The sequence below is a fragment of the Parendozoicomonas verongulae genome (assembly GCF_009711465.1).
GTDB lineage: Bacteria > Pseudomonadota > Gammaproteobacteria > Pseudomonadales > Endozoicomonadaceae > Sansalvadorimonas > Sansalvadorimonas verongulae.
Genome location: NZ_SMME01000852.1, coordinates 1 through 20,564 on the forward strand (window position 1 = coordinate 1; position 20,564 = coordinate 20,564).

The window sequence follows — 20,564 nt, forward strand, 5'->3', positions numbered from 1 at the left end:
AGTGCGAAAAAATCCACTCGCCATCATTATACGAAAGCAATGGTCCGGGTACTTAGGCTGGGTTGACGGGCGTAACCTGAGACTGTTGGCTTACTGTTGTTCTAACCGCTCTAAAACGTATGGGTTACTCCAACCCTGTATTTGACTGATACGCTCATTCCTTTCTTTTTCCCACGGTGTAACGGGGTACATTTTATTCCAGGTTGTGTAGAGCTGTTTATCCTGCTTACTGAGCCTTAGCCTATAACGGGCCGCCATATAGAGGTAAATGCGGGCAATTTTTCCTCGCTTTGCTGCGGGGGGCTCTGCTGTTCTCTGTTTGAAGTTGACTTTGAAATCGCACTGTCCGTACATATTGGGAGTGCTGGGAAGTACGCCGAAGCTGTAATTTGAGCGGTCGCCATTCACTTCACCGATGGCGGGAGTGAGGTTAAATAAGTCGGCTTCCATAGACTTAAACGCAGGATCTTTTTTGCATTTTTTACGGCCGCCGTCCTGCCAGCATTGCATCTGATGTCCGAATACCCAAGCAGGCATAACATGCTCCCATTCAATACGACTGGCGCGGCGTTCCTGCTTGCGAATCTGATACCCGCATGAGTCTAAGTCGGGGGTAAGTTTTTTCTGATTGATAGAAAAATCGCAGCCGCAGTAAAAAGTCTTTTCATGGCCGTGGTAAATTTTGATGGCTTGTCTTTTGGCTGCGCTAAAGCTTGAGGGAGTGCCCGATGCTTGAGCTGCAGTCATGATGCAGAGACTAAAGAGCCAAAAGAAACAGCATAGTAAGCGATAAAAGGTTGATGGGCTGGAAAGGGACATTATCGAGAGTGCATGAATTGAAGAATAACCACAATTCAAACATGCTCAACTGAAGAATAAAAGACTAGAAAGAAAAAGGCTGGAGTCGTTCAATGGTGTTGTTATAGGTACCCAAACCATTGCTTTTGCATAGGCAGACGGCATCTTTTCCGTTCTTGCTGTGTCACAACTTATTAAAAGCAGGACCTGCGAGCGTAGAACGCCCGCAGGTGATGATTTAGTTTGTGTAATGGTTCTCACCGTGGAATAAACCATCTGCATTGTCTGGCATTTTGCCTCTTAGGGGAGAGGTACTTTTTCCGTTATGGATCATTCTCAGGGTGGAGTATTTATCGGCTGTGGCAGCCTGAGCATCTTCACTATTCCTGACAATACTGGGCTTGATAAACAGCATTAAGTTCTGTTTTTCCAACACATCTTTTTTGTTAGTGAAGAGTCGTCCCAGTAAGGGGATATCTCCCAACAGCGGCACTTTATCAGTTATTTTTTGGACGTTATCCTTCAGCAGGCCACCCAGTACAATGGTTTCCTGATTATCGACAATAATCACGGTTTTGATTTTACGCTGGGAGGTGACGGGGTTGTTATTGTTGACTGAAGAGCCTGGCTCAATCACGTTGGATAGCTCCTGCTCAATCTCAAGCCTTAATGTGCTTTCGTCGCCAATATGAGGGGTTACTTTTAATGTTAAACCCACAGGCTTTCTCTCAGTCGTGCTGAAAGGGTTGGTATTTGAGCTATTGCTCTGCTGATATGAACCTGTGGTGAAGGAGATTTCCTGACCCACGATAAATTCAGCTTCCTCATTGTCCAGCGTCATCAAGTTTGGCGTGGACATAAGGTTCACGTTGCTCTGCTTGCTAAGAGCGTTGACCAGTACGCCAAAATTACTATTTCTCAGTAAGACCTGCCCAACAGACATCGTGGCATAATCCAGCGGCGCACCAACAACGGAAATGGGATTGCCGATGGATGGATCGTCGACGCTTCTTTGACTGGGAGCCGTTTTTCCCTGGTAGCCCCACTGAAGACCAAGGGTGTCGTTGATATTTCCGGAGACTTCCACGATAGCCGCTTCAATCAGGACCTGTGCCCGGCGGATATCCAGCTGCCGCACAAGCCCTTCCAGCTCTTTTAGCGTATCTGGGTCGGCAATCATAATCAGGGCATTGGTGGTTTCGTCAGCTCGTATAAAAGTATGACCACCCAAACCTTTATTACTGGATTTACTTCCAGACTGGCTGGATGCTTGCGATCGATTCGATGGACGGCTCTTACTGGAGGAAGAGCTTTTTGCATCCGTAGACTCATCCTGAATGGTCTGGGAGGCTTCATTCAGAATGTCGGCAAGGTTCTTGGCATCCGCGTGGCGCAGGAAGATAACTCTCGTAGAGGATTTGCGAATGCCTTCTTTGTCCAGAGTCTGAACCAGTTTGCGTACCCGTGAGCGTTTGTTGGCGTTACCTTTGATAACCAGCCGGTTGCTGCGCTCATCGGCAATGACCTGCATACCACTGGGGAGCTGGCCTTTGGAGGTGGCGAGCGTGTCCTGAATAATTTTGGCCACATCTCCTACCCAGGCATGTTCCAGAGGCAGTACTTCGTAATCGTTGTCACTGGCTTGATCCAGCTCCCGTACCAGTTTGGTGATTCGATCCACATTGTCTTTCTGGTCACTGACAACTACAGCATTGCCTGAGGCGGATGCCGCTGCATGGCCATACTGAGCAATCAGAGGCCTGACAATGGGGATAACTTCCACAGCTGAGACGCTGTGAAGGTCGATGACACGGGTCACCATTGTGGCACTGGCCGGCTTATCTTGACCGTTAAATGTCGGACTGGCAGTTTTTGCCGTAGTACTGGGGATGATGCTGCGAACTTTGCCTTTTGGAATAACGGCGTAACCATTGGCATTCAGTACTTCCAGAAAAATATCGTAAATCTGGTCCTTCGTCATAGGACGAGAAGAGATCACGCTTACGGTGTTGCCACCTTTAATGCGTGGGTCGATTACAAATGTTTCGCCGGTGATAACTGCCACCTGAGCGATAAATTCACGAATATCAGCATTTTGCTGATTAAGTGTCCAGCGCTTCTCCTCAGTCGATTTCTCTGACTGGGAACTGGCTGTGGTATCCACTTCCACCTGTGCAGTCGACGCTTGTTGACTGGAGTAGGTCGTTGGTAACCAGGATGTTGCGGCTACCAGAAGTGCTATTTTCAGGCTGAAACCGCCTGACGGTAGTAAAGTGCGCATCGTCATTTAAGTGCCAACCCATGAATTCTTTGTAGTTATCGACATGCTGAATATTTCCTTGCCCGATTTTGTATGACGGTGTAGTGAAGCTACTCAGCTGTCGTCGCTGTTTTCAAACCGGCGCCGCAGGCTATCCATCTTTTTCTCCAAGTCCTGAACCTGATCAACGTTGTTGAGCGGGCCGGGGGGAAGCTTGGTTTGCGTGTTTGCCGACGGAGGCGATGGAGTATAGGGCTTTGCTCCCTGATTGCTGACTTCTGGGAACAGTAATTTCTGTAACCGGCCGTTATAGCTGATCACAACATGGCGGGAATGAATGCTTTCCAGAGTGACTCCACGGACAATGGTATCTCCAGGATGATACAAACGGTCCTGCCCGTCGTTGCCTTGAATGATGGCGCTGGAGGGGACATCACCAATGCCTGCAAGAGCACCCCGCAAGGTAAGATTCAGATTGGTAGCAGGAATCTCCAAGGCACTCTGAGCTTTGGGTTTCTCATTGGCCTGGCCGAACAGAAGCTGAAAATCATTGGCCGCTAATGTCTGCCTTTTCTGGCCAGGATCGTAGCTGGAGCGTTCGGGCGGCTCGGCTTTTATTTCTTCAGCCAGACGCACGGAATGCAGTGTTAAAGAGCTAATAAGCCCGGTGCATAAACCCACCAGTAAAACATGTCGGTGGTTTTTGACGAGCCATTGGCGCCCGATGGCCAGTATGTCGTTATTCATATTGATGCTTAAATAAGGCTCGTAATGTCCGTAGAATTGTAGGTGTTTGCCCTGCTATGAAGATAACAGTGGAATTCAAAAAACGTCAAACTTGATAAGGCGTTATCGGTTTTTTTTTGCAAATTTGATGTTATTTTCGAAGATGCGTAAGAAGATGTTGCAAAATACATTGCGAAAATAACACCTGTTTCATATTTTTAAGCGCGGGTTTGGGCATGCTGCCCGACTCCACTGACAGGATCGTGTCGGTAGAACAGGTGAAAATAATAAAAACAATGAATTTTCTGTGTGTATCCTGAGTTTGGCCGATCGAAACAATAATAAAGGTGTGATGTCACAGTTATGACTTCGAGATCAGGAGCTCAGTGTTGAGTACATCTTCTGTAGATTTGGCCTCCGACCAGTTGGCCCCAGAGGCATCTGTATCCAGCCAGGATGGCCCGGTTGCGTTATTGCCGTTTCCGTTTGCTAATCGCCATCAAGTCATTCTCACTGAAGAGGATGGCCAGGCGCTGCTACTGAGCCATGGCAGGCCCCAGCCTGATATTTTTGCTGAAGTACGCCGTTTTGCCGGGCGCACACTGGTTTATCGCAGGCTGGAGAGAGAGGAGTTCTCTGAGCTGATGACCCAGTGTTATCACCAGAACAGTGCTGATGCCTTGCAGCATGTGGCAGGTATAGGCGATGACCCAGACCTGTTCAGTCTTGCCGATGCCGTGCCGGAGACCGAGGACTTGCTCGAACAGTCTGACGATGCCCCGGTTATCCGCCTGATTAACGCATTACTGACCGAAGCCATCAAGGAGGGTGCCTCTGATATTCATATCGAAACCTTTGAGAGTCGGCTGGTGGCCCGGTTCCGTGTGGATGGTGTTTTACGGGAGATTCTCAGCCTGAAGCGGACTCTGGCGGCATTGCTGGTATCCCGTATCAAGGTTATGGCACGTTTGGATATTGCCGAGAAACGTATTCCGCAGGATGGCCGTATATCCCTGCGTGTGGCAGGCAAAGAGGTGGATGTACGTGTATCGACACTGCCATCCAGTAATGGAGAGCGAGTAGTGTTGCGTTTGCTGGATAAAGCGGCAGGGCGTTTGAGTCTTGAACATCTGGGTATGCCTGAAGAGCACATGAGCCGTATTCGCCATATGCTATCCCAGCCCCATGGCATTATTCTGGTAACCGGGCCAACGGGTTCTGGTAAAACCACTACCCTATATGCCGGTCTGTCCTCTTTGAATGATGCCAGCCGCAACATTCTTACTGTTGAAGACCCTATTGAATATAACCTCGAAGGCATTGGTCAGACGCAAGTGAATACCAAGGTGGATATGACCTTTGCCCGCGGGCTGAGAGCCATTCTCCGTCAGGACCCGGATGTTGTGATGGTGGGGGAAATACGTGATACCGAAACGGCAGAAATTGCTGTCCAGGCCTCTCTGACCGGCCACCTGGTTCTTTCAACACTCCATACCAATACGGCTGTGGGGGCTATTACCCGTTTGCAGGATATGGGAGTGGAACCATTCCTGCTCTCCTCCAGCCTTGTGGGGGTGATGGCTCAGCGTCTGGTTCGTTTACTGTGCGACAACTGTAAAGAGGGGTACATCGCGGATGATGCTGAATGCCGGCAGCTTGGAATTGACCCTGAGCATCCCCCGACTCTTTATCACGCCAAAGGCTGCAGTGACTGCAAATTCAATGGTTATCGTGGGCGAACAGGTATTTATGAGGTGGTCATCATAGATGAACAGATTCGAAGGATGATTCATCGTAATGAAGGTGAAATGGCCATTGTGGAATATATGCGACAAGCCTCACCGGGTATTCGCACCGATGGCATGTTCAAAGTGCTGGCCGGGGTGACAACTCTGGAAGAAGTGCTCCGTGTAACTCAGGACGACTAACTCCATGGCGGCATTTGAATACACAGCACTGGACGAGGCGGGTAAGCAGCAGAGGGGAACTCTGGAAGCGGACAGTGCACGACAGATTCGCCAGACCCTTAGGGATAAAGGGTGGACACCACTGTCTGTCGAAGAGGTGGCTGAGAAGAAGAAAAAGGGAGATTCCACATCAACGGCCTTTAGTTTCGGTGGCGGGCTCTCTGCGTCCCAGTTAGCGCTTATCACTCGCCAGCTGGCGACACTGGTGCAAGCCGCTATGCCTATTGAAGAGGCACTGCAGGCCGTGGCTGAACAACAGGAGAATCGTCGTACCCGTAATGCGGTGCTGGCGATTCGTTCACGGGTTCTAGAGGGGTATACCCTGGCTCAAAGCCTGGATACCTTCCCGAACTACTTTCCTCAAATGTACCGTGCCACGGTTGCTGCCGGTGAACATGCCGGTTACCTCGACAAGGTGCTTAACCGGTTAGCAGATTACACAGAGCAACGCATGCAATCCCGCCAGAAGGTTCAGCTGGCTATGTTGTATCCCGTGATTTTGATGCTGGCGGCTGTTGGCATTGTGAGTTTTCTTCTGGGCTATGTTGTACCGGATGTGATTAAAGTCTTTGTTGAGAGTGGGCAGGAACTCCCTGCACTAACGCGCTTCCTTATAGCCGTCAGTGAAGGGTTTCAGGTGTGGTGGCCCTGGTTTTTGTTAGGCAGCGTGATCGCGTTTTTTTGTATTCGGTATAGCCTGTCTAAGCCCGCTGTCCGGCTGGTGTGGCATAAGCGAATTCTTTCATTACCGGTGATTGGGCGATTCAGTCGGACCTTAAATACCGCACAGTTTGCCAGCACATTGAGTATTTTGACCCGAAGTGGTGTCTCTCTTGTGGATGCTCTGGCTATAGCCGCACAGGTGGTCAGCAATGATGCCATGAAGGCTTCGGTCATTATTGTGGCGAAGAAGGTGAGTGAAGGTGCCAGTTTGCATAAAGCCTTAAAGGACACCTCTCTGTTTCCTCCCCTGATGATGCATATGATTGCCAGCGGTGAGGCTACGGGTGAGTTGGATAATATGCTGGAGCGCACAGCTAATAATCAACAGATGGAGCTGGAAAACCGGGTTTCCATGCTGGTTGGGATATTTGAGCCACTGATGCTGGTGGTGATGGGCGGTATTGTGATGGTGATTGTACTGGCTATCCTTCTACCCATTCTCAGCATGGACAGCTTGTTAGGCTAGACGTGTACCGCATAATTTATTGACCTCTAACAGATTATTAGAAGAGTTTTTGGAGGAGTGGAAATGATGTTAAAACGCAATGGTATGCCTGCCAGGCAGGGTGGTTTTACCCTGATCGAAATCATGGTGGTCGTAGTTATTTTGGGGGTGCTGGCTGCGATTGTTGTGCCCAATATTATGAGCCGTCCAGATCAAGCCAAGGTGACAGTCGCCAATGCTGATGTAAAAGCTGTTGCCAGTGCTTTGGAAATGTACCGTCTGGACAATGGCTTTTATCCCAGTACTGATCAAGGGCTGGACGCTTTGGTGCATGAGCCTTCGGGTAGTCCGGAACCTCGCAATTGGAACCCAGATGGCTATCTGAAAAAAATCCCCCAGGACCCATGGGGTAATCCTTATCAGTATGAGCAGCCCGGAACACGCAATACCAACAGCTACGATCTTTACTCTCTTGGAGCTGATGGCCGTGTGGGAGGAGAAGGCTTCAACGCTGATATAGGCAACTGGGACGACTAGCGTGCAACCACAAAAGAAAGGACTCCTGGTTCACAGAATGGGGTGCCAACAGGGCTTTACACTGCTTGAGCTGCTGGTAGTGCTGCTAATTATAGGGATTGTGGTTGGTGTAGCAATGATTGTTCCGAGTGCGGGTGGTCCGGGGCAGACGGTGAAAGATGAAGCCTTGAGGCTGCAAACCCTGATGGAGCAGGCGCGAGACAGAGCCTTGCTGGAAAATACAGAAATGGGGCTATCGATGACGGGGAACGGCTATCGCTGGTGGATCTGGTCACGAGATGAAGATAAGTGGCGATTGCTTAATGAGCAGTCATTCCGTGAATACCGGTTTCCCGATAATGTCGTCCTTACCAATTATGGGGACAGCTCGGCTGTGACGGACGCCCCTGAGCAGAAGTGGCAGGATTTGGACAATGAGAAACCTGCATGGATTTTTTCAACAGATACCCAGGTCACTCCTTTTCGGTTTGAATTTACCCTACGAGACGATCATCGCTACTCGGTGATTCTGGAGAGTGATGGTGTTGGCCCGGTCCAGACCCCCTAAATCAGCATGGGCTTCAGAAGCCGGTTTTACGTTGCTGGAAATTCTTGTTGCTCTGGCTGTTTTTGCTCTGGCAGCCAGTATTCTGCTGGTGGCTGATGGCAGGGCTATTCGTCAGACTGCTTATATACAGGAAAAAATACAGGCTTCATGGATTGCTGACCAGCAGCTGAACCGCTATTACATTGAAGGCTCATTTCCCGATCCGGGAAAGCGAAACAGCAGCATAGAGCTGAGTGGCAAGCAGTGGTATATACGCGATGTGATTGAAGAAACAGCTCAGCGTAACCTGCGCAAAGTTGAGGTGAAGGTCTTTCCCGGTAAGGCGCGTCCTGATGATAAGGCCAGACCACTATTTCGTTTGACGGGTTACATCCGGCGGGAGAGGGAGAGATGAGTCACTTTTCTTCCTGCATATCGAACGCTAAAAGGCAGTCCAGAAAGTCGGGGTTCACCCTTCTGGAACTGTTGATTGCTATTGCTATTTTCAGTTTGCTGGCAGCCGGTTGCTACAGGCTGTTTAAATCAGTCAGCAGTACCCATGAGGTTACATTGGCGCTGTTTGAGCAGAGTAGTGAGATGCAGCGAGCGCTGGCGATTCTGAATACCGATTTATCTCAAATGGCGATGCGCCCCATTCGCAACGAATTTGGTGACTATGAAGCAGCCGTTACCACTAATGCTCAGAATGCACTTGTGACATTTACCCGCCATGGGTGGCGAAACTATACCAATGCTAAACGCAGTGAATTGCAGCGAGTCAGTTATGCCTACGATGGCGGACGCTTACTCAGGCGTTACTGGGAAACCCTTGATAGAGCACCCGACACACCCTACCGTGAGCAGGTGCTTCTGGATAATATTCAGGGTTTTTCTCTTAGATTTCGGGATAATAAAAAACGCTGGCACAGCAGCTGGCCTCCTGCCAGTGATAAACAAAGTGAACGCCTGAAAATGGTGCCTGCCGCAGTGGAGTACACTATCCTGCACCCTAGACTGGGGAGCGTACAGCAATTCCTTGCAGGCGTTTCCTTCAGGGAAAATGAAAAGAAAGTTTCGTTACCACAATATCCAGCAGGTAATTCCGGTGAGGGTAGTCAAACACAGCCTGACGGGGGGCAAGCCACGCCTTTTGGCAATGGCTCAATAATATCAGTTCCTCTTTATCCGGAGGATGACTAATGCCTCGTCGCGAACAAGGTGTGGCTCTGATATTCGTTTTGCTTATCTTTGCAATGATTGCAGTCATGGCGACGCGAATTGTGTCGAATCTGCACTTTAATACGGAGAAGACCTCCCGTTATCTCCAAAATATGCAGGCACGTCACTATGCTATGGGGGCGGAACAGTTTGTTGCCGTATTGTTGGAAGAAGACGCTGAACAGGACCGGAAGGCTAAACGTGCTGTTGATCACTGGTATGAACCTTGGGCTGAACTGGATAAAACACTGGAAACAGAGGATGGTGAAATCACCATTCAGACTCTGGACGATCAGGGGCGATTCAACCTTAATATGCTGGCAGGAAAAACCGGGAAGGATACTAAAGACAAATTAAAGATGCTGGAACAGCTTTTTGTGGCTAATGGCATCGATGCACAGCTGGCTTACCGCATTGTGGATTGGGTGGATGACAATCAGGATGCACTCCCTGGGGGAGCTGAGGATAACTATTATTTACTGCTGGCTCCGCCCTACAGGACAGGAGACGCCCCTCTGGCATCGGTATCTGAATTGCGGCTTATGGATATTCTCTCGCCGGAAGATTTTGAAAGGGTATTACCGCTGGTGACTATTTTGCCTACTAATGATGGTTTGAATATCAATACCGTATCAGCGGAGGTTTTGCGTATGCTGGATGAGCGCATTAGTGAATCGGATGCCAAAGCCTTTGTTGACGGGCGTGGCAAGGATGGCTTTGCTGATATGAAAGAATTGATTAAGCATCCACTGATCGGCAATAAAATAGATAAGAAAGCGGCAGGGATGGTGGTTTTCAAAAGCTACTACTTTAGTGTGTATATCAAGGCGCGTTATCGGGATATTACTTATTACCTGCATAGTCGCCTCGCCAGAAATGCAGAAGGTAAAGTCACCGTTATTTCCCGGGAAATCGGGCAATACCCCCGATGGGTCAACACCTTAAGGGAATCAGTGAGGTAGGAAAGTTTGATAAAAACGAAAACACAACTGATTGTCAGGCTGTGTCCGGATTCTGATGTGAGTGTGGGGCAACTTTCACTGGAGTGGCTTTGGGTGACGCAGGATGGCAGCGCAGCTGACGACCCGGAAAGTACCCTCCAGGTTGGAAATCTGGAACAACTTTCCCAGTGGTGGCAGACCCTGTCCGATGATGAGCAGGACTTGCCGGTGGTGCTGGTAGTTTCAGGTTTTATGGCCAACAGTCATTTGATTCACTTGCAAGAGAATCAGCGCAGGCACTGGCAACAGGCATTACCTTATCTTCTGGAGGAGCGGCTGGCTTCGGATATTGAGAGCCAGCATCTGGTTTCAGCTCAGATTGGTGATGATACAGTCTATGCTGCCTGCATCGGTCACAGCGCCATGACTAGCATTCTTCAGAAGTTTGCGGCTGTCGATCTTGACCCTGTGAAAGTGCTTTCGGAAACACAGTTTCTCAAGGGTAAAGACGGGGAATTAACGGTCTGGCTGGAAGGAGAACATGCTTTTGTTGCCTCCCATAATAGCTTCGGCCAATGGCTGGATCGAGATGCCCTTGATATCGTTGTGCCCGGCCTTCTGGAAGATGAAGCTGAAGAAAATGGTCTTCAGGAAGATGATGCTGTCGAACACCGTCAACCGGTGATGGCTGGTATGACTGTTTACACCGACGAACTCAACGGTTCTGCAGTACAACGTCTTGAAACTTTAGCAGGGCAGGATGTTCCGGTGAGTTGTGAGGTACGTGCAGAAGCCTCTCTGCTCCCATTCCTTTTGTCGGAAATGGCACGATCTCTTCAAAAGCGCCAGCTACTGGATTTTCGCACTGGTGCATTCAAATGTACACGCAAATCCTCCCGGCGCTGGCGTCAGTGGCGCCCTGTGGCCGTTGCGGCAGGGCTATGGCTAACGATTGAACTACTGTTTAATGCCGGAAGCGGTTTTTATTTCCAGTATCAGGCGCAAGCTTTGAGGAATGAAAATTTTTCCACCTATAAAGAGCTGCGTCCTGACGACCGGCGGGTTGTGGATGTTCGTCATAATCTAACACGCTTTCTGCGAGACTCCAGCCAGCAACAAAGCAGTGCTGATTTCCTTAATATGTTGAAAGTGATTTCTAATGTCAGCGATGACGAAATTGGTAAAGGCATTATACCGAAGGCAATGGATTTTAATGAGGTCAACGGCCGCCTTTCCCTTGATGTTCATGCTGACAGCTTCGAGCTTCTTAATCGTTATGTGGATGCACTGAAATCCGCTGGTCTTAACGCCCGAATGGATACCGGGAATCAGGATGTCAAAGGTGTGTCTGCCCGTCTGACAGTGAGGAGAGCCTGATGAGTGTACTGACAAATAAGCTGACTCCTGTTATTGATCCTGTGCGGGAGCGTTTCCAGAATATGCCCCAGAAAGACCAGCGTGCCTTGATGGCACTTTCTGGCTTCATGGTTATCGTACTGTTCTGGTTTCTTGTGTGGAAGCCTTTAGATGACTGGGCAGACAAAGAATACGCAGAGTTGACTCTTGAACGGGAAACTCAAGCGTTTTTAGCTGCAAATTATGAGCGCACCAAAGTGCTTATAAAAAGCCAAAACACTGGGCCGAAAAAAGACGCAGCCGCTGCTATCTCCAGCAGTGGTAAGCGAGCCGGACTGAATTTGACCCGTGTACAGCCCGCCCGACAAGGTGTGTCAGTCTGGCTGGATGCCGCACCTTACCAGAAGCTGTTGGGGTGGCTGGTACAACTCCACAACAGGGAAGGGCTGGAAGTCCGCCAGATTCGGGTGGAGCGTACAGATCAGACTGGTATGGTCAAGGTATTCCTGCGTCTGGCCCGTTAATCTGATCTTTATATCGTTGGCAGCTCTGTAGTTACTTTTTCCACCCGTTCCGCTTTCCTTGAGCTAGATGGCGGCATTGTCATGCTGAGCGAACGGGACTTCACGGGGAGGCGAGCGAGTGCAAGCCTCAAATATAACAAGGCACAGAGGAATCATATTTTTGTCAGTGCCTATCATTGTTGTTTGCTGCCCGTCTGGTTACTTTGACTCTGTCAGACCTATTGTAAAAGACCAGGCGGCAAGTAGCAGGGGGTTCGTAGCTGTTTTCCGTCAGAAAATAGAATAACGAGAGGAGTTGCTTTTGGCCGACTCAAGCCTGCACTACCCACACCTTCTTCAGCCCCTTGATCTGGGCTTCACCACTTTGAGAAACCGCTGTCTGATGGGTTCTATGCACACGGGGCTGGAAGAACGCCCTAATGGTTTTGAACGGGTGGCCGCGTACTACGCAGAGCGTGCCCGTGGTGGTGTTGGTTTGATTGTCACTGGAGGTATTGCTCCGAACGAAGAGGGCGCTGTGTTTCAGGGGGCTGCCAAGCTTACAAATGAAGAAGAAGCCTTTCAGCATCGTAAGGTGACCACGGCAGTTCACCAGCATGGCGGTAAAATCTGCCTGCAGATGTTACACGCGGGACGTTATGCCTATAACCCCAAATGTGTTGCGCCATCGGCTGTTCAAGCTCCCATCAATCCTTTCCAGCCCCACGAGCTGACTGAAGACGAGATCGAAAAGCAAATTTATGATTTTGTGAACTGTGCGGCTTTGGCCAAACACGCCGGTTACGATGGCGTAGAGATTATGGGGTCTGAAGGGTACTTCATCAATCAGTTTATTTCAGCACGGGTGAATAAGCGCGAAGATCACTGGGGTGGCAGCTATGAGAATCGTATACGTCTGCCACTGGATATTATTCGCCGCGTTCGCATCGCTGTAGGCCCCAAGTTTATCATTATATACCGTCTTTCCATGCTGGATCTGGTGGAAGGCGGCAGTCGTTGGGACGAGATTGTCGATCTGGCAAAAGCTGTTGAGCGGTGCGGTGCCACAATCATTAATACTGGTATCGGCTGGCATGAGGCTCGCATTCCCACCATTGCCACTATGGTGCCCAGAGGCGCCTTTGCCAGTGTCACCGCCAAGCTTAAAGGTGAAGTAAACATTCCGCTGATTACCACCAATCGCATCAATACTCCGGATGTGGCAGAAAGTATTCTGGCTTCAGGGCAGGCTGATATGGTGTCTATAGCTCGCCCTTTACTGGCTGATCCGGAGTTTATGAATAAAGCTGCCGCCGGTAAGAGTGAAAGTATTAACACCTGTATTGGCTGTAATCAGGCGTGTCTGGATCACACCTTCTCGGGTAAGCTGACCAGTTGTCTGGTGAATCCTCGCGCCTGCCATGAAACTGAGTTGAATTATATTCCTCTTCATCATAATGAAACACCCAAGCGTATTGCGGTTGTAGGGGCAGGGCCTGCGGGGCTGGCTTTCTCAACCGTTGCTGCGGAACGTGGACATAAGGTAACTCTGTTTGATCAGGCCAGCAGTATCGGAGGCCAGTTTAATGTAGCGAAGCGCATCCCCGGTAAAGAAGAGTTTTATGAAACCCTCCGTTACTTTGATCATAAGCTCAAATCTACAGGTGTAGATGTGCGGCTGAATACGCGAGTGAGTGCCGAAGATCTGAGTGGCACAGGTTATGACCATGTTGTACTGGCAACCGGTATTGCGCCAAGAGTGCCAGACATCCCCGGCATTGATCATGAAAAAGTACTCAGTTACCTGGACGTTTTACTGCACAACAAGCCCGTTGGTAAAAAAGTGGCGGTGATTGGTGCGGGAGGAATTGGGTTTGATGTTTCCGAGTTCATCACTCATGAAGGTGTTTCAGCAACTCCTGATGCCCAAGCCTTCTTTAAAGAGTGGGGTATTGATCTTGAGTTCAACGCCCGTGGTGGTGTAGAAGGTGTGTCTGCTGCCCCGAAAGCTTCACCGAGAGAGATTTATCTGTTGCAGCGTAAGAAGAGTAAAGTGGGACAGAACCTTGGCAAAACCACTGGCTGGATTCATCGTACATCCCTGAAGAGCAAAGGGGTAAAAATGCTGAATCGGGTTGAGTACCGGAAAATTGACGGCGATGGTCTCCATATTACCCGGAACGAGGAGGATATGCTGTTAGAGGTCGATAACGTGATACTCTGTGCCGGGCAGGAGCCTCTCCGTGAGCTGCAAAAACCACTGGAAGCTGCGGGTGTGCACGTAAGCCTGATTGGTGGTGCCCATGAAGCCCGCGAGCTGGATGCCAAACGGGCGATTGATCAGGGATCAAGACTCGCTGCAGAAATCTAATAGCTAGAGGTTAAATCCCCCCCCCCCACAAGCTTTAGCTCTGTGGGGTCACCAATGATCAGGAGTGACAAAGAACAGTTTGCGTGTGCCTGAAAGCAACTCTGCCGTTGCCAATATGGGTTTATTGGTTTGCGTAATATGCTGGGTCAGGCTGGATGAAAAGTCAGATAAAGAATAAACGGTGAGTAAGGCCGTGAGTTCTTCTGAAGGGGCTTGCAGCGATAACCAGAATTGTCTGGGTGGTATCAGGAAAGCGTCAGTTCCGAGGCTTTCGCAGTACTGTCTTAGTTGCTTAAGAGGCAACCAGTCACCACGTAGATGCCGAGGGTGACTGTTGTCTGGTGCCTGGCAGGGTTTATTCCAGGGATAAAACAGGTAACCCTGAATGAGGAGCTCTTGCTCCCAGATTTGATGGCCTGTTAATTGATTAAGTACACGTTTGCCGTCGTCTGTGTGTGAAAGGCGAATTTGAGAGTCAAACATCTTTTTCATTTTGACGCCCAATTGATCGGAATGATCGGGGCCTATCCAGTCAAACCAGTTGCCCTGACTACAGGGTTTTCCCAGATAAAACTTGATCGCCATTTCCTGATGAATATACCGAGGCGCAGGCTGTGACATTTTTTGATAGAGGAGGTCGAACTCACCTAGTGTACGTGTGGTATCCCTTACAGGAAGATTGCTTGCGAGAATTTTGCAATTCGGTGTCTGCTTGTACAGAAATTGCCAGAGAGTTTCATAGCGGATACCCAGGCGTGTTGAACGGCGCTGAGCGAGCATATCCTCAAAAACAGATGTGTTCTCGAGAGCCTGTCTGGCAAGCCAGGGCAAGAGCGCCCGATTCGCCCCCTGGGCGAGAATGCGAGGGTGGGCTTTGGGCGTCAATAAAGGAGGGCTTGTGAGAAGCCAGTCGATTTCATGGGCCAGTAAGTCCGTTTGAATAACCTTCCCCCTTCTTTTTTCATAGGTATCTAATGTTACATTAAGGGATTTGTTGTCAAGGTCAACCGCCGTTTCACATTGAGGTTTTATGAAATCACACCTGATCACACAGGCCGGAAAGGATACTTTACGGGAAGAGTTGGATTATCTCTGGAAAGTTAAACGGCCACAGGTGACACAAGCCGTGTCGGAAGCTGCAGCTTTGGGAGATCGCTCGGAAAATGCGGAATATAAGGAAGGTAAGCGGGAGCTGCGGGCCATTGATCGCCGTGTACGCTTTCTGAGAAAACGACTGGAGGTGGTTAAGGTTGTTGAATATTCCCCTGAGCAGGAAGGCAAGGCCTTTTTCGGGGCATGGGTTGAGCTGGAGAATGAGGATGGGGACATTTTACGCTGTCGTATAGTGGGCAGTGATGAGATTGATACCCAAAAAGGCCACATTACAGTCAATTCCCCCATGGCCCGCGCTGTACTGGGTAAAACGGTAGACGACGAAGTGAGGGTAAAGGCGCCATCGGGCGATAAAATCTGGTTGGTGAATCGTATCCAGTACCAGCCCTTTGATGATGAGTAAAAATGACAGAGAGAGTAAGTACCCGGACCATTGCTTTCCCATAGTCTGACGGCGTCTTTTTCCGCTGGAGAGCTGTGCCGTCTCATTGGATATTTCTTCGTATTAGTATCTGGTGTTGATTTCCTGTAGGCTACGTCGCCTTTCCAATTGCAGCTTATGGTTCAGACTGATCAATCGTGAAGCGTTACAAACAGAGCATACTCTCTGACTACTTTGTGACGGCCCCCGAATTCGGGCCGCGTCACATTGTCGAGGCTAACTATGATATCGAAGGGCAGGGAAACCGGACTCTTTGTATGAAACTGATTCAAAATGAATCAGGGTTTGAGGTATTGGCTAACAAACATCTGGGTACAACGTGCCATATCTGTACAGCTATTCTGGACCAGCGTATTTCCAATATGCCGGGTTTAAGAAAACACCGATTGATTGAGTCCGAACCCCGCCAGTTTGAGTTGCCCGTTACCCAGCTCGGGCTGGATCTATAAGTACCCGGATATCATTATCCTCAGGCCTCCCCCAGTCAGGGGAGGAGTTAAAGATTTCTAATAATGATTAACGCTCACGTCCGGGCAGTACGTTTCGTAGTTTGCCTGCCATATCCCTTAGAGTGGTTTCTGTCGTTTCCCAGTCAATGCAGGCATCGGTGACAGATACACCGTATTTGAGCTGGCTGAGATCGGCTGGAATGGGTTGATTTCCCCACCCCAGGTTGCTTTCTACCATCAGGCCGACAATCGAGTTGTTTCCTTCCACAATCTGGTTGGCGATGTTATCCATCACCAGAGGCTGCAGACTTGGATCTTTGTTGGAGTTGGCATGGCTGCAGTCAATCATCAGGTTAGTGCTCAAACCCGCGTTTTCCAGCTGCTTTTCACAGATTGCCACACTCACAGAATCGTAATTAGGTTTGCCATTGCCGCCACGCAGAACAACGTGACCGTAAGGGTTGCCTCTGGTGTGAGTCACCGCAACCTGACCGTTATGATTGATACCAAGGAAACTGTGGGGGCTGGATACAGACTGCAAAGCGTTAATCGCTACGGTCAGGCCACCATCTGTACCGTTCTTGAAGCCAACGGCTGATGACAGGCCGCTGGCCATTTCCCGGTGGGTCTGGGATTCTGTGGTGCGTGCCCCAATGGCAGACCAGCTGATCAGATCCTGAATATACTGCGGCGAGATAGGGTCGAGTGCTTCAGTGGATGTTGGCAGGCCCATCTCCACAATATCCAGCAACAACTGACGAGCCATACGCAGACCTTTTTCCAGATGGCATGAATCGTTCATATCCGGGTCGTTTATCAAACCCTTCCAGCCTGTCGTTGTTCTTGGTTTCTCGAAGTAAACGCGCATCACCAGATACAATGTATCGGAAAGTTCTTCGGACAGGGCTTGCAGTTTTTCGGCGTACTCCAGAGCAGCTTTGGTATCGTGAATGGAGCAGGGGCCAACCACAACGAACAGGCGTTTGTCTTTGCCTTCCAGAATGTTGCGAATGACATTGCGGCTCTGTTGAATCTTCTCGCGCATATCCTCAGTTAAAGGAATACTGGCCTTCATGTCCTTAGGGGTGATAAGGACGGTTTGTGCCTCAATGTTAAGGTCTTCTACGGAGGGGGGATTGAGATCTGTTGTCATCAGGTATATCCACTTCAGAGAGGCTTTTCGTCGTTTTGCCAGAAGGCAGTGGACACTCTAATAAAAACTACATGTGTCCACAATCTTTCGGTGAGAGCGCACTCAGGTGAGTGCATAACGAATACCCATGATCAGAAGGATCACGGCCAGTATCCGCTGGAGAAGAACTTCAGGAAGTTTCTGACCGATCCTGGCACCAAAGTGCGTAGCAGGAATAGAGCCTGACAGAAGACAGATCAGCAACATGAAATCGACATTGCCAAGGAATAAATGGCCAACACCGGCTACAAGGGTGAGAGGAACTGCATGGGCCAGATCGGTGCCCACCACCCTTACGGCAGCCAGAGTGGGAAACAAAACCATCAGGATCGCCGTGCCAAAGGCTCCGGCACCAACAGAGGAGAGTGTGACCAGAAAACCGAGGAACAGGCCCATGATAACCGTGACGGGGTGAGATTTACTCTGTAACCAGTTCACCACGCCCTCATTCTCACCAGAGGCCACAATTCTGTGGCGGAATAACAGGATCAATGCAGTGAGAATCAACATAAGCCCAAGGCTGCTGGTCAGAATACGGGTATAGGCCTCACTGCTATGGAAGTAGTTATCCAGTAACCAGATAGTGAACAGGGATGCAGGAATACTGCCTGAAGCCAGCAAACCGACCAGCCTCCAGTTGATACTCCCCTGACGCTGGTGAGCGACAACGCCGTTAGCCTTGGTGATAGAGGCGTACATCAAATCTGTCCCGATTGCCGTAGGCGCGGGAAAGCCGAAAAGTAGCAGCAGAGGCGTCATCAGAGAGCCGCCGCCGATGCCTGTGAGTCCTACCGCGAAACCAACCCCTGCACCGGCTGCTGCATAAAGTAGAACGTTATAAAGAAGAGCATCCATATTAAAATTATTGTCTACAGTTAGTAATGTTTCGCCACTTGGGAATAATCATTTTAAAAACCCTCCTCTTATCAGGCTGCTGGCAAATGTATCGACCACTATCTATTCTATAAAGTAATATTTTATTATATTTTTATACCCTCACCGTATATGGGCGGAGCGGAGACAAATAGAATGAAGCTTCAACAGTTACGCTATATCTGGGAAGTTGCCCACCATGATCTTAATGTATCGGCCACCGCACAGAGCCTTTACACATCCCAGCCGGGAATAAGCAAACAGATCAGGCTTCTGGAAGATGAGCTGGGAGTAGAAGTTTTCGCCCGTAGCGGTAAGCATCTGACCAGAATCACACCTGCAGGTGAGAAAATTATTGAAACTGCAGGAGAGATTCTTAGGAAAGTAGACTCTATCAAGCAGGTTGCACAGGAATTTAGCAACGAGAAAAAGGGTACGCTCTCCATCGCTACCACTCACACCCAGGCTCGCTACGCTTTACCCAACGTGATCCAGGAATTTATTGGGAAATATCCTGATGTCTCCCTCAATATGCACCAGGGAACACCCAGTCAGATTGCTGAAATGGCTGCAGACGGCACCGTTGACTTCGCCATTGCCACAGAGGCGCTGGAGATGTTCAGTGATCTGATTATGATGCCTTGCTACAAGTGGAACCGGTGCATTCTTGTACCCCGCAATCATCCACTGGCACAGTTGCCTCAGCTGACCCTGCAAGATATTGGCAAGTATGCGATTGTCACTTACGTTTTTGGTTTTACCGGACGTTCCCGATTAGACGACGCCTTTATTAAAGAGGGTATCGCCCCCAAGGTTGTGTTTACGGCTGCAGATGCTGATGTGATCAAAACCTATGTACGCCTTGGGCTGGGTATCGGCATTGTTGCCCGTATGGCTTATGACCCTGAACTGGATAAAGATCTTGTCCCTCTGGATGCCAATCACTTGTTTGTTCCCAGTGTGACCCATATTGGTTTCCGTCGTGGCACCTTCCTCCGTGGCTTCATGTATGAGTTTATTGAGAAGTTCGCACCTCACCTTACCCGTGAGCTGGTGGATGAGGCTGTTGCCCGTCACAACAAGGCAGATATTGAAGAGCTGTTTGAAAATGTTGAGCTGCCCATGCTCTGAGACATTTTTCTATCCGCTCAAAAGAAAGGAGAGCTGCGGCTCTCCTTTCTTTGTTCAGGTGTTTCACGCTCTACAAGACTTAGTTATTATCTTATCTATACGGTTTACAAAGGAGTAATGTGAACCGCCGGAAATAACAATACAAACCGGATAGATAGCAGGGATTGAAAATGTCGAAAGAGAAAGCCGGGGAGCAGCTTCACCGACTGGTGTTTCGAGGGGATATTCTTATTGGCTTCGATCAGAAAAAGGCCAGGTCTAATCTATCCCGTCTTCTGAAAGTGAACGACAACGCCAAACTGAGTCTGCTGTTTTCCGGCAGGCCCGTTGTGATTAAAAAGAACCTTCATTCTTCACAGGTAGAAAAATACCAAAACACCCTCGAGCGGGCAGGAATACTGGTAAGTGTCGAGCCACCTCTGGTTGTGCATGAACCGGAACTGTCGTCTTCTTTTACCATTGACGAACACGCTCTGGTCGCTGTTGATAATGCTGTTGCACAAGCATCTGCTGATTCCACTATCCCAACAATCAGTGCAAGTTTTTCCGCCCTTTCTTTCGCCCCTGTTGAAGGGCCGCGAGAAAAGCCCGAGAAAGAACCTGTGATTGAAAATATCACAGTAGACGTTCGTCAAATTGAACCGCTGGCAGTCTCAACTGCTGCACCGAGTACGTCAAAGCTCCAGAGCCTGGGGATATTCCTGACGGTGGTAATGACGGTGGCTATTTTTTTCATACTCTGGGCAGTATGGAGTCATCAAGCAGCTGTCGTTCAACCGCTTGAGTCTCAAACTCATATCCAGGCTCCGCCCAAGTCTGAGTTTGAGAAAAGTCTGGAAAATGTTGAAGACCTGAAGCTGCGGGAGCAACTTCGCCAGTTACAGGTAGAGCTTCAGGAACTGGATAAAAAACCTGCCAAGGGTGCTTTATGAGAGGATTTGCAGGGTCCGTAGAACAGATACCTTGTTGCCAGTATACCGGCAGGTGCCGGTA

The 20,564-nt window shown here is 49.5% G+C and carries 20 protein-coding genes; 14 read left to right on the forward strand and 6 right to left on the reverse strand.

The features are described from left to right. Window positions 1-90 precede the first annotated feature (90 nt). From E1189_RS15245 to E1189_RS15255, 3 genes are all read right to left on the reverse strand, one after another. Window positions 91-747, reverse strand: coding sequence for an endonuclease (locus tag E1189_RS15245; protein ID WP_155161191.1), 657 nt, complete (start codon window positions 745-747; stop codon window positions 91-93). Between the two features lie 289 nt (window positions 748-1,036). Next, a complete protein-coding gene (gspD, locus tag E1189_RS15250) occupies window positions 1,037-3,085 on the reverse strand; it encodes a type II secretion system secretin GspD (protein ID WP_155161192.1) in 2,049 nt (682 codons plus the stop codon). Between the two features lie 87 nt (window positions 3,086-3,172). Further along, on the reverse strand, window positions 3,173-3,805 hold the full coding sequence (locus E1189_RS15255) for a type II secretion system protein N (RefSeq protein WP_155161193.1): 633 nt from the start codon (window positions 3,803-3,805) through the stop codon (window positions 3,173-3,175). Between the two features lie 404 nt (window positions 3,806-4,209). On the opposite strand from E1189_RS15255, the gene gspE reads away from it, so the two are divergent. From gspE to E1189_RS15305, 10 genes are all read left to right on the forward strand, one after another. Next, on the forward strand, window positions 4,210-5,712 hold the full coding sequence (gspE, locus tag E1189_RS15260; RefSeq protein WP_230460432.1) for a type II secretion system ATPase GspE: 1,503 nt from the start codon (window positions 4,210-4,212) through the stop codon (window positions 5,710-5,712). Window positions 5,713-5,716: 4 nt separating this feature from the next. After that, window positions 5,717-6,940 (forward strand): type II secretion system inner membrane protein GspF, encoded by a 1,224-nt coding sequence (gene gspF / locus E1189_RS15265; protein WP_155161195.1) that lies wholly within the window; start codon window positions 5,717-5,719, stop codon window positions 6,938-6,940. 63 nt (window positions 6,941-7,003) lie between these two features. After that, complete coding sequence (gene gspG, locus E1189_RS15270) at window positions 7,004-7,456, forward strand: type II secretion system major pseudopilin GspG (RefSeq protein ID WP_196221462.1); 453 nt, start codon at window positions 7,004-7,006, stop codon at window positions 7,454-7,456. A gap of 37 nt (window positions 7,457-7,493) precedes the next feature. Beyond that, window positions 7,494-8,003, forward strand: coding sequence for a type II secretion system minor pseudopilin GspH (gspH, locus tag E1189_RS15275; protein WP_155161196.1), 510 nt, complete (start codon window positions 7,494-7,496; stop codon window positions 8,001-8,003). Continuing rightward, window positions 7,981-8,397 carry a type II secretion system minor pseudopilin GspI gene (gene gspI, locus E1189_RS15280; RefSeq protein ID WP_196221463.1) on the forward strand — a complete coding sequence of 139 codons (417 nt, stop codon included), beginning with the start codon at window positions 7,981-7,983 and terminating at the stop codon, window positions 8,395-8,397. Before gspH ends, gspI begins: the two co-directional genes overlap by 23 nt. Further along, window positions 8,394-9,182 carry a type II secretion system minor pseudopilin GspJ gene (gspJ, locus tag E1189_RS15285; RefSeq protein WP_155161198.1) on the forward strand — a complete coding sequence of 263 codons (789 nt, stop codon included), beginning with the start codon at window positions 8,394-8,396 and terminating at the stop codon, window positions 9,180-9,182. Before gspI ends, gspJ begins: the two co-directional genes overlap by 4 nt. Beyond that, window positions 9,182-10,162: a type II secretion system minor pseudopilin GspK gene (gene gspK, locus E1189_RS15290; RefSeq protein ID WP_155161199.1), complete on the forward strand. Its 981-nt coding sequence runs from the start codon at window positions 9,182-9,184 to the stop codon at window positions 10,160-10,162. The genes gspJ and gspK overlap by 1 nt, the downstream gene beginning before the upstream one ends. A 6-nt stretch (window positions 10,163-10,168) precedes the next feature. Continuing rightward, a complete protein-coding gene (gene gspL / locus E1189_RS15295; protein ID WP_155161200.1) occupies window positions 10,169-11,518 on the forward strand; it encodes a type II secretion system protein GspL in 1,350 nt (449 codons plus the stop codon). Further along, window positions 11,518-12,021 carry a type II secretion system protein M gene (locus E1189_RS15300; RefSeq protein ID WP_155161201.1) on the forward strand — a complete coding sequence of 168 codons (504 nt, stop codon included), beginning with the start codon at window positions 11,518-11,520 and terminating at the stop codon, window positions 12,019-12,021. Before gspL ends, E1189_RS15300 begins: the two co-directional genes overlap by 1 nt. A gap of 301 nt (window positions 12,022-12,322) precedes the next feature. Beyond that, window positions 12,323-14,371, forward strand: coding sequence for an NADPH-dependent 2,4-dienoyl-CoA reductase (locus E1189_RS15305; RefSeq protein ID WP_329602061.1), 2,049 nt, complete (start codon window positions 12,323-12,325; stop codon window positions 14,369-14,371). 48 nt (window positions 14,372-14,419) lie between these two features. Here E1189_RS15305 and E1189_RS15310 read toward each other — a convergent pair whose 3' ends face one another. Then, window positions 14,420-15,421, reverse strand: coding sequence for a DUF1853 family protein (locus E1189_RS15310; RefSeq protein ID WP_155161202.1), 1,002 nt, complete (start codon window positions 15,419-15,421; stop codon window positions 14,420-14,422). On the opposite strand from E1189_RS15310, the gene greB reads away from it, so the two are divergent. Then, window positions 15,402-15,887: a transcription elongation factor GreB gene (gene greB / locus E1189_RS15315; protein WP_155161203.1), complete on the forward strand. Its 486-nt coding sequence runs from the start codon at window positions 15,402-15,404 to the stop codon at window positions 15,885-15,887. The two genes, E1189_RS15310 and greB, sit on opposite strands and share 20 nt — an antisense overlap. Window positions 15,888-16,183: 296 nt before the next feature. Beyond that, entirely contained in the window at window positions 16,184-16,375 is a 192-nt protein-coding gene (locus tag E1189_RS15320; protein ID WP_155161204.1) for a hypothetical protein, read from the forward strand. Between the two features lie 67 nt (window positions 16,376-16,442). On the opposite strand, the gene E1189_RS15325 is transcribed toward E1189_RS15320, so the two are convergent. Beyond that, a complete protein-coding gene (locus E1189_RS15325) occupies window positions 16,443-17,528 on the reverse strand; it encodes a 3-deoxy-7-phosphoheptulonate synthase (protein ID WP_155161205.1) in 1,086 nt (361 codons plus the stop codon). A gap of 102 nt (window positions 17,529-17,630) precedes the next feature. After that, window positions 17,631-18,422, reverse strand: coding sequence for a sulfite exporter TauE/SafE family protein (locus E1189_RS15330; protein WP_155161206.1), 792 nt, complete (start codon window positions 18,420-18,422; stop codon window positions 17,631-17,633). 174 nt (window positions 18,423-18,596) lie between these two features. On the opposite strand from E1189_RS15330, the gene cysB reads away from it, so the two are divergent. Next, window positions 18,597-19,571, forward strand: coding sequence for an HTH-type transcriptional regulator CysB (cysB, locus tag E1189_RS15335; protein WP_155161207.1), 975 nt, complete (start codon window positions 18,597-18,599; stop codon window positions 19,569-19,571). A gap of 170 nt (window positions 19,572-19,741) precedes the next feature. Continuing rightward, complete coding sequence (locus E1189_RS15340) at window positions 19,742-20,503, forward strand: hypothetical protein (protein WP_155161208.1); 762 nt, start codon at window positions 19,742-19,744, stop codon at window positions 20,501-20,503. Window positions 20,504-20,564 lie beyond the last annotated feature (61 nt).

Excerpts from the sequence above, each read along its gene's own strand:
- E1189_RS15245 (WP_155161191.1), bottom strand. The coding sequence starts at position 747 with ATGACTGCAGCTCAAGCATCGGGCACTCCCTCAAGCTTTAGCGCAGCC.
- gspD (WP_155161192.1), bottom strand. The coding sequence starts at position 3,085 with ATGACGATGCGCACTTTACTACCGTCAGGCGGTTTCAGCCTGAAAATA.
- E1189_RS15255 (WP_155161193.1), bottom strand. The coding sequence starts at position 3,805 with ATGAATAACGACATACTGGCCATCGGGCGCCAATGGCTCGTCAAAAAC.
- gspF (WP_155161195.1), top strand. The coding sequence starts at position 5,717 with ATGGCGGCATTTGAATACACAGCACTGGACGAGGCGGGTAAGCAGCAG.
- gspG (WP_196221462.1), top strand. The coding sequence starts at position 7,004 with ATGATGTTAAAACGCAATGGTATGCCTGCCAGGCAGGGTGGTTTTACC.
- gspH (WP_155161196.1), top strand. The coding sequence starts at position 7,494 with ATGGGGTGCCAACAGGGCTTTACACTGCTTGAGCTGCTGGTAGTGCTG.
- gspJ (WP_155161198.1), top strand. The coding sequence starts at position 8,394 with ATGAGTCACTTTTCTTCCTGCATATCGAACGCTAAAAGGCAGTCCAGA.
- gspK (WP_155161199.1), top strand. The coding sequence starts at position 9,182 with ATGCCTCGTCGCGAACAAGGTGTGGCTCTGATATTCGTTTTGCTTATC.
- E1189_RS15300 (WP_155161201.1), top strand. The coding sequence starts at position 11,518 with ATGAGTGTACTGACAAATAAGCTGACTCCTGTTATTGATCCTGTGCGG.
- greB (WP_155161203.1), top strand. The coding sequence starts at position 15,402 with ATGAAATCACACCTGATCACACAGGCCGGAAAGGATACTTTACGGGAA.
- E1189_RS15320 (WP_155161204.1), top strand. The coding sequence starts at position 16,184 with ATGAAACTGATTCAAAATGAATCAGGGTTTGAGGTATTGGCTAACAAA.
- E1189_RS15325 (WP_155161205.1), bottom strand. The coding sequence starts at position 17,528 with ATGACAACAGATCTCAATCCCCCCTCCGTAGAAGACCTTAACATTGAG.
- E1189_RS15330 (WP_155161206.1), bottom strand. The coding sequence starts at position 18,422 with ATGGATGCTCTTCTTTATAACGTTCTACTTTATGCAGCAGCCGGTGCA.
- cysB (WP_155161207.1), top strand. The coding sequence starts at position 18,597 with ATGAAGCTTCAACAGTTACGCTATATCTGGGAAGTTGCCCACCATGAT.
- E1189_RS15340 (WP_155161208.1), top strand. The coding sequence starts at position 19,742 with ATGTCGAAAGAGAAAGCCGGGGAGCAGCTTCACCGACTGGTGTTTCGA.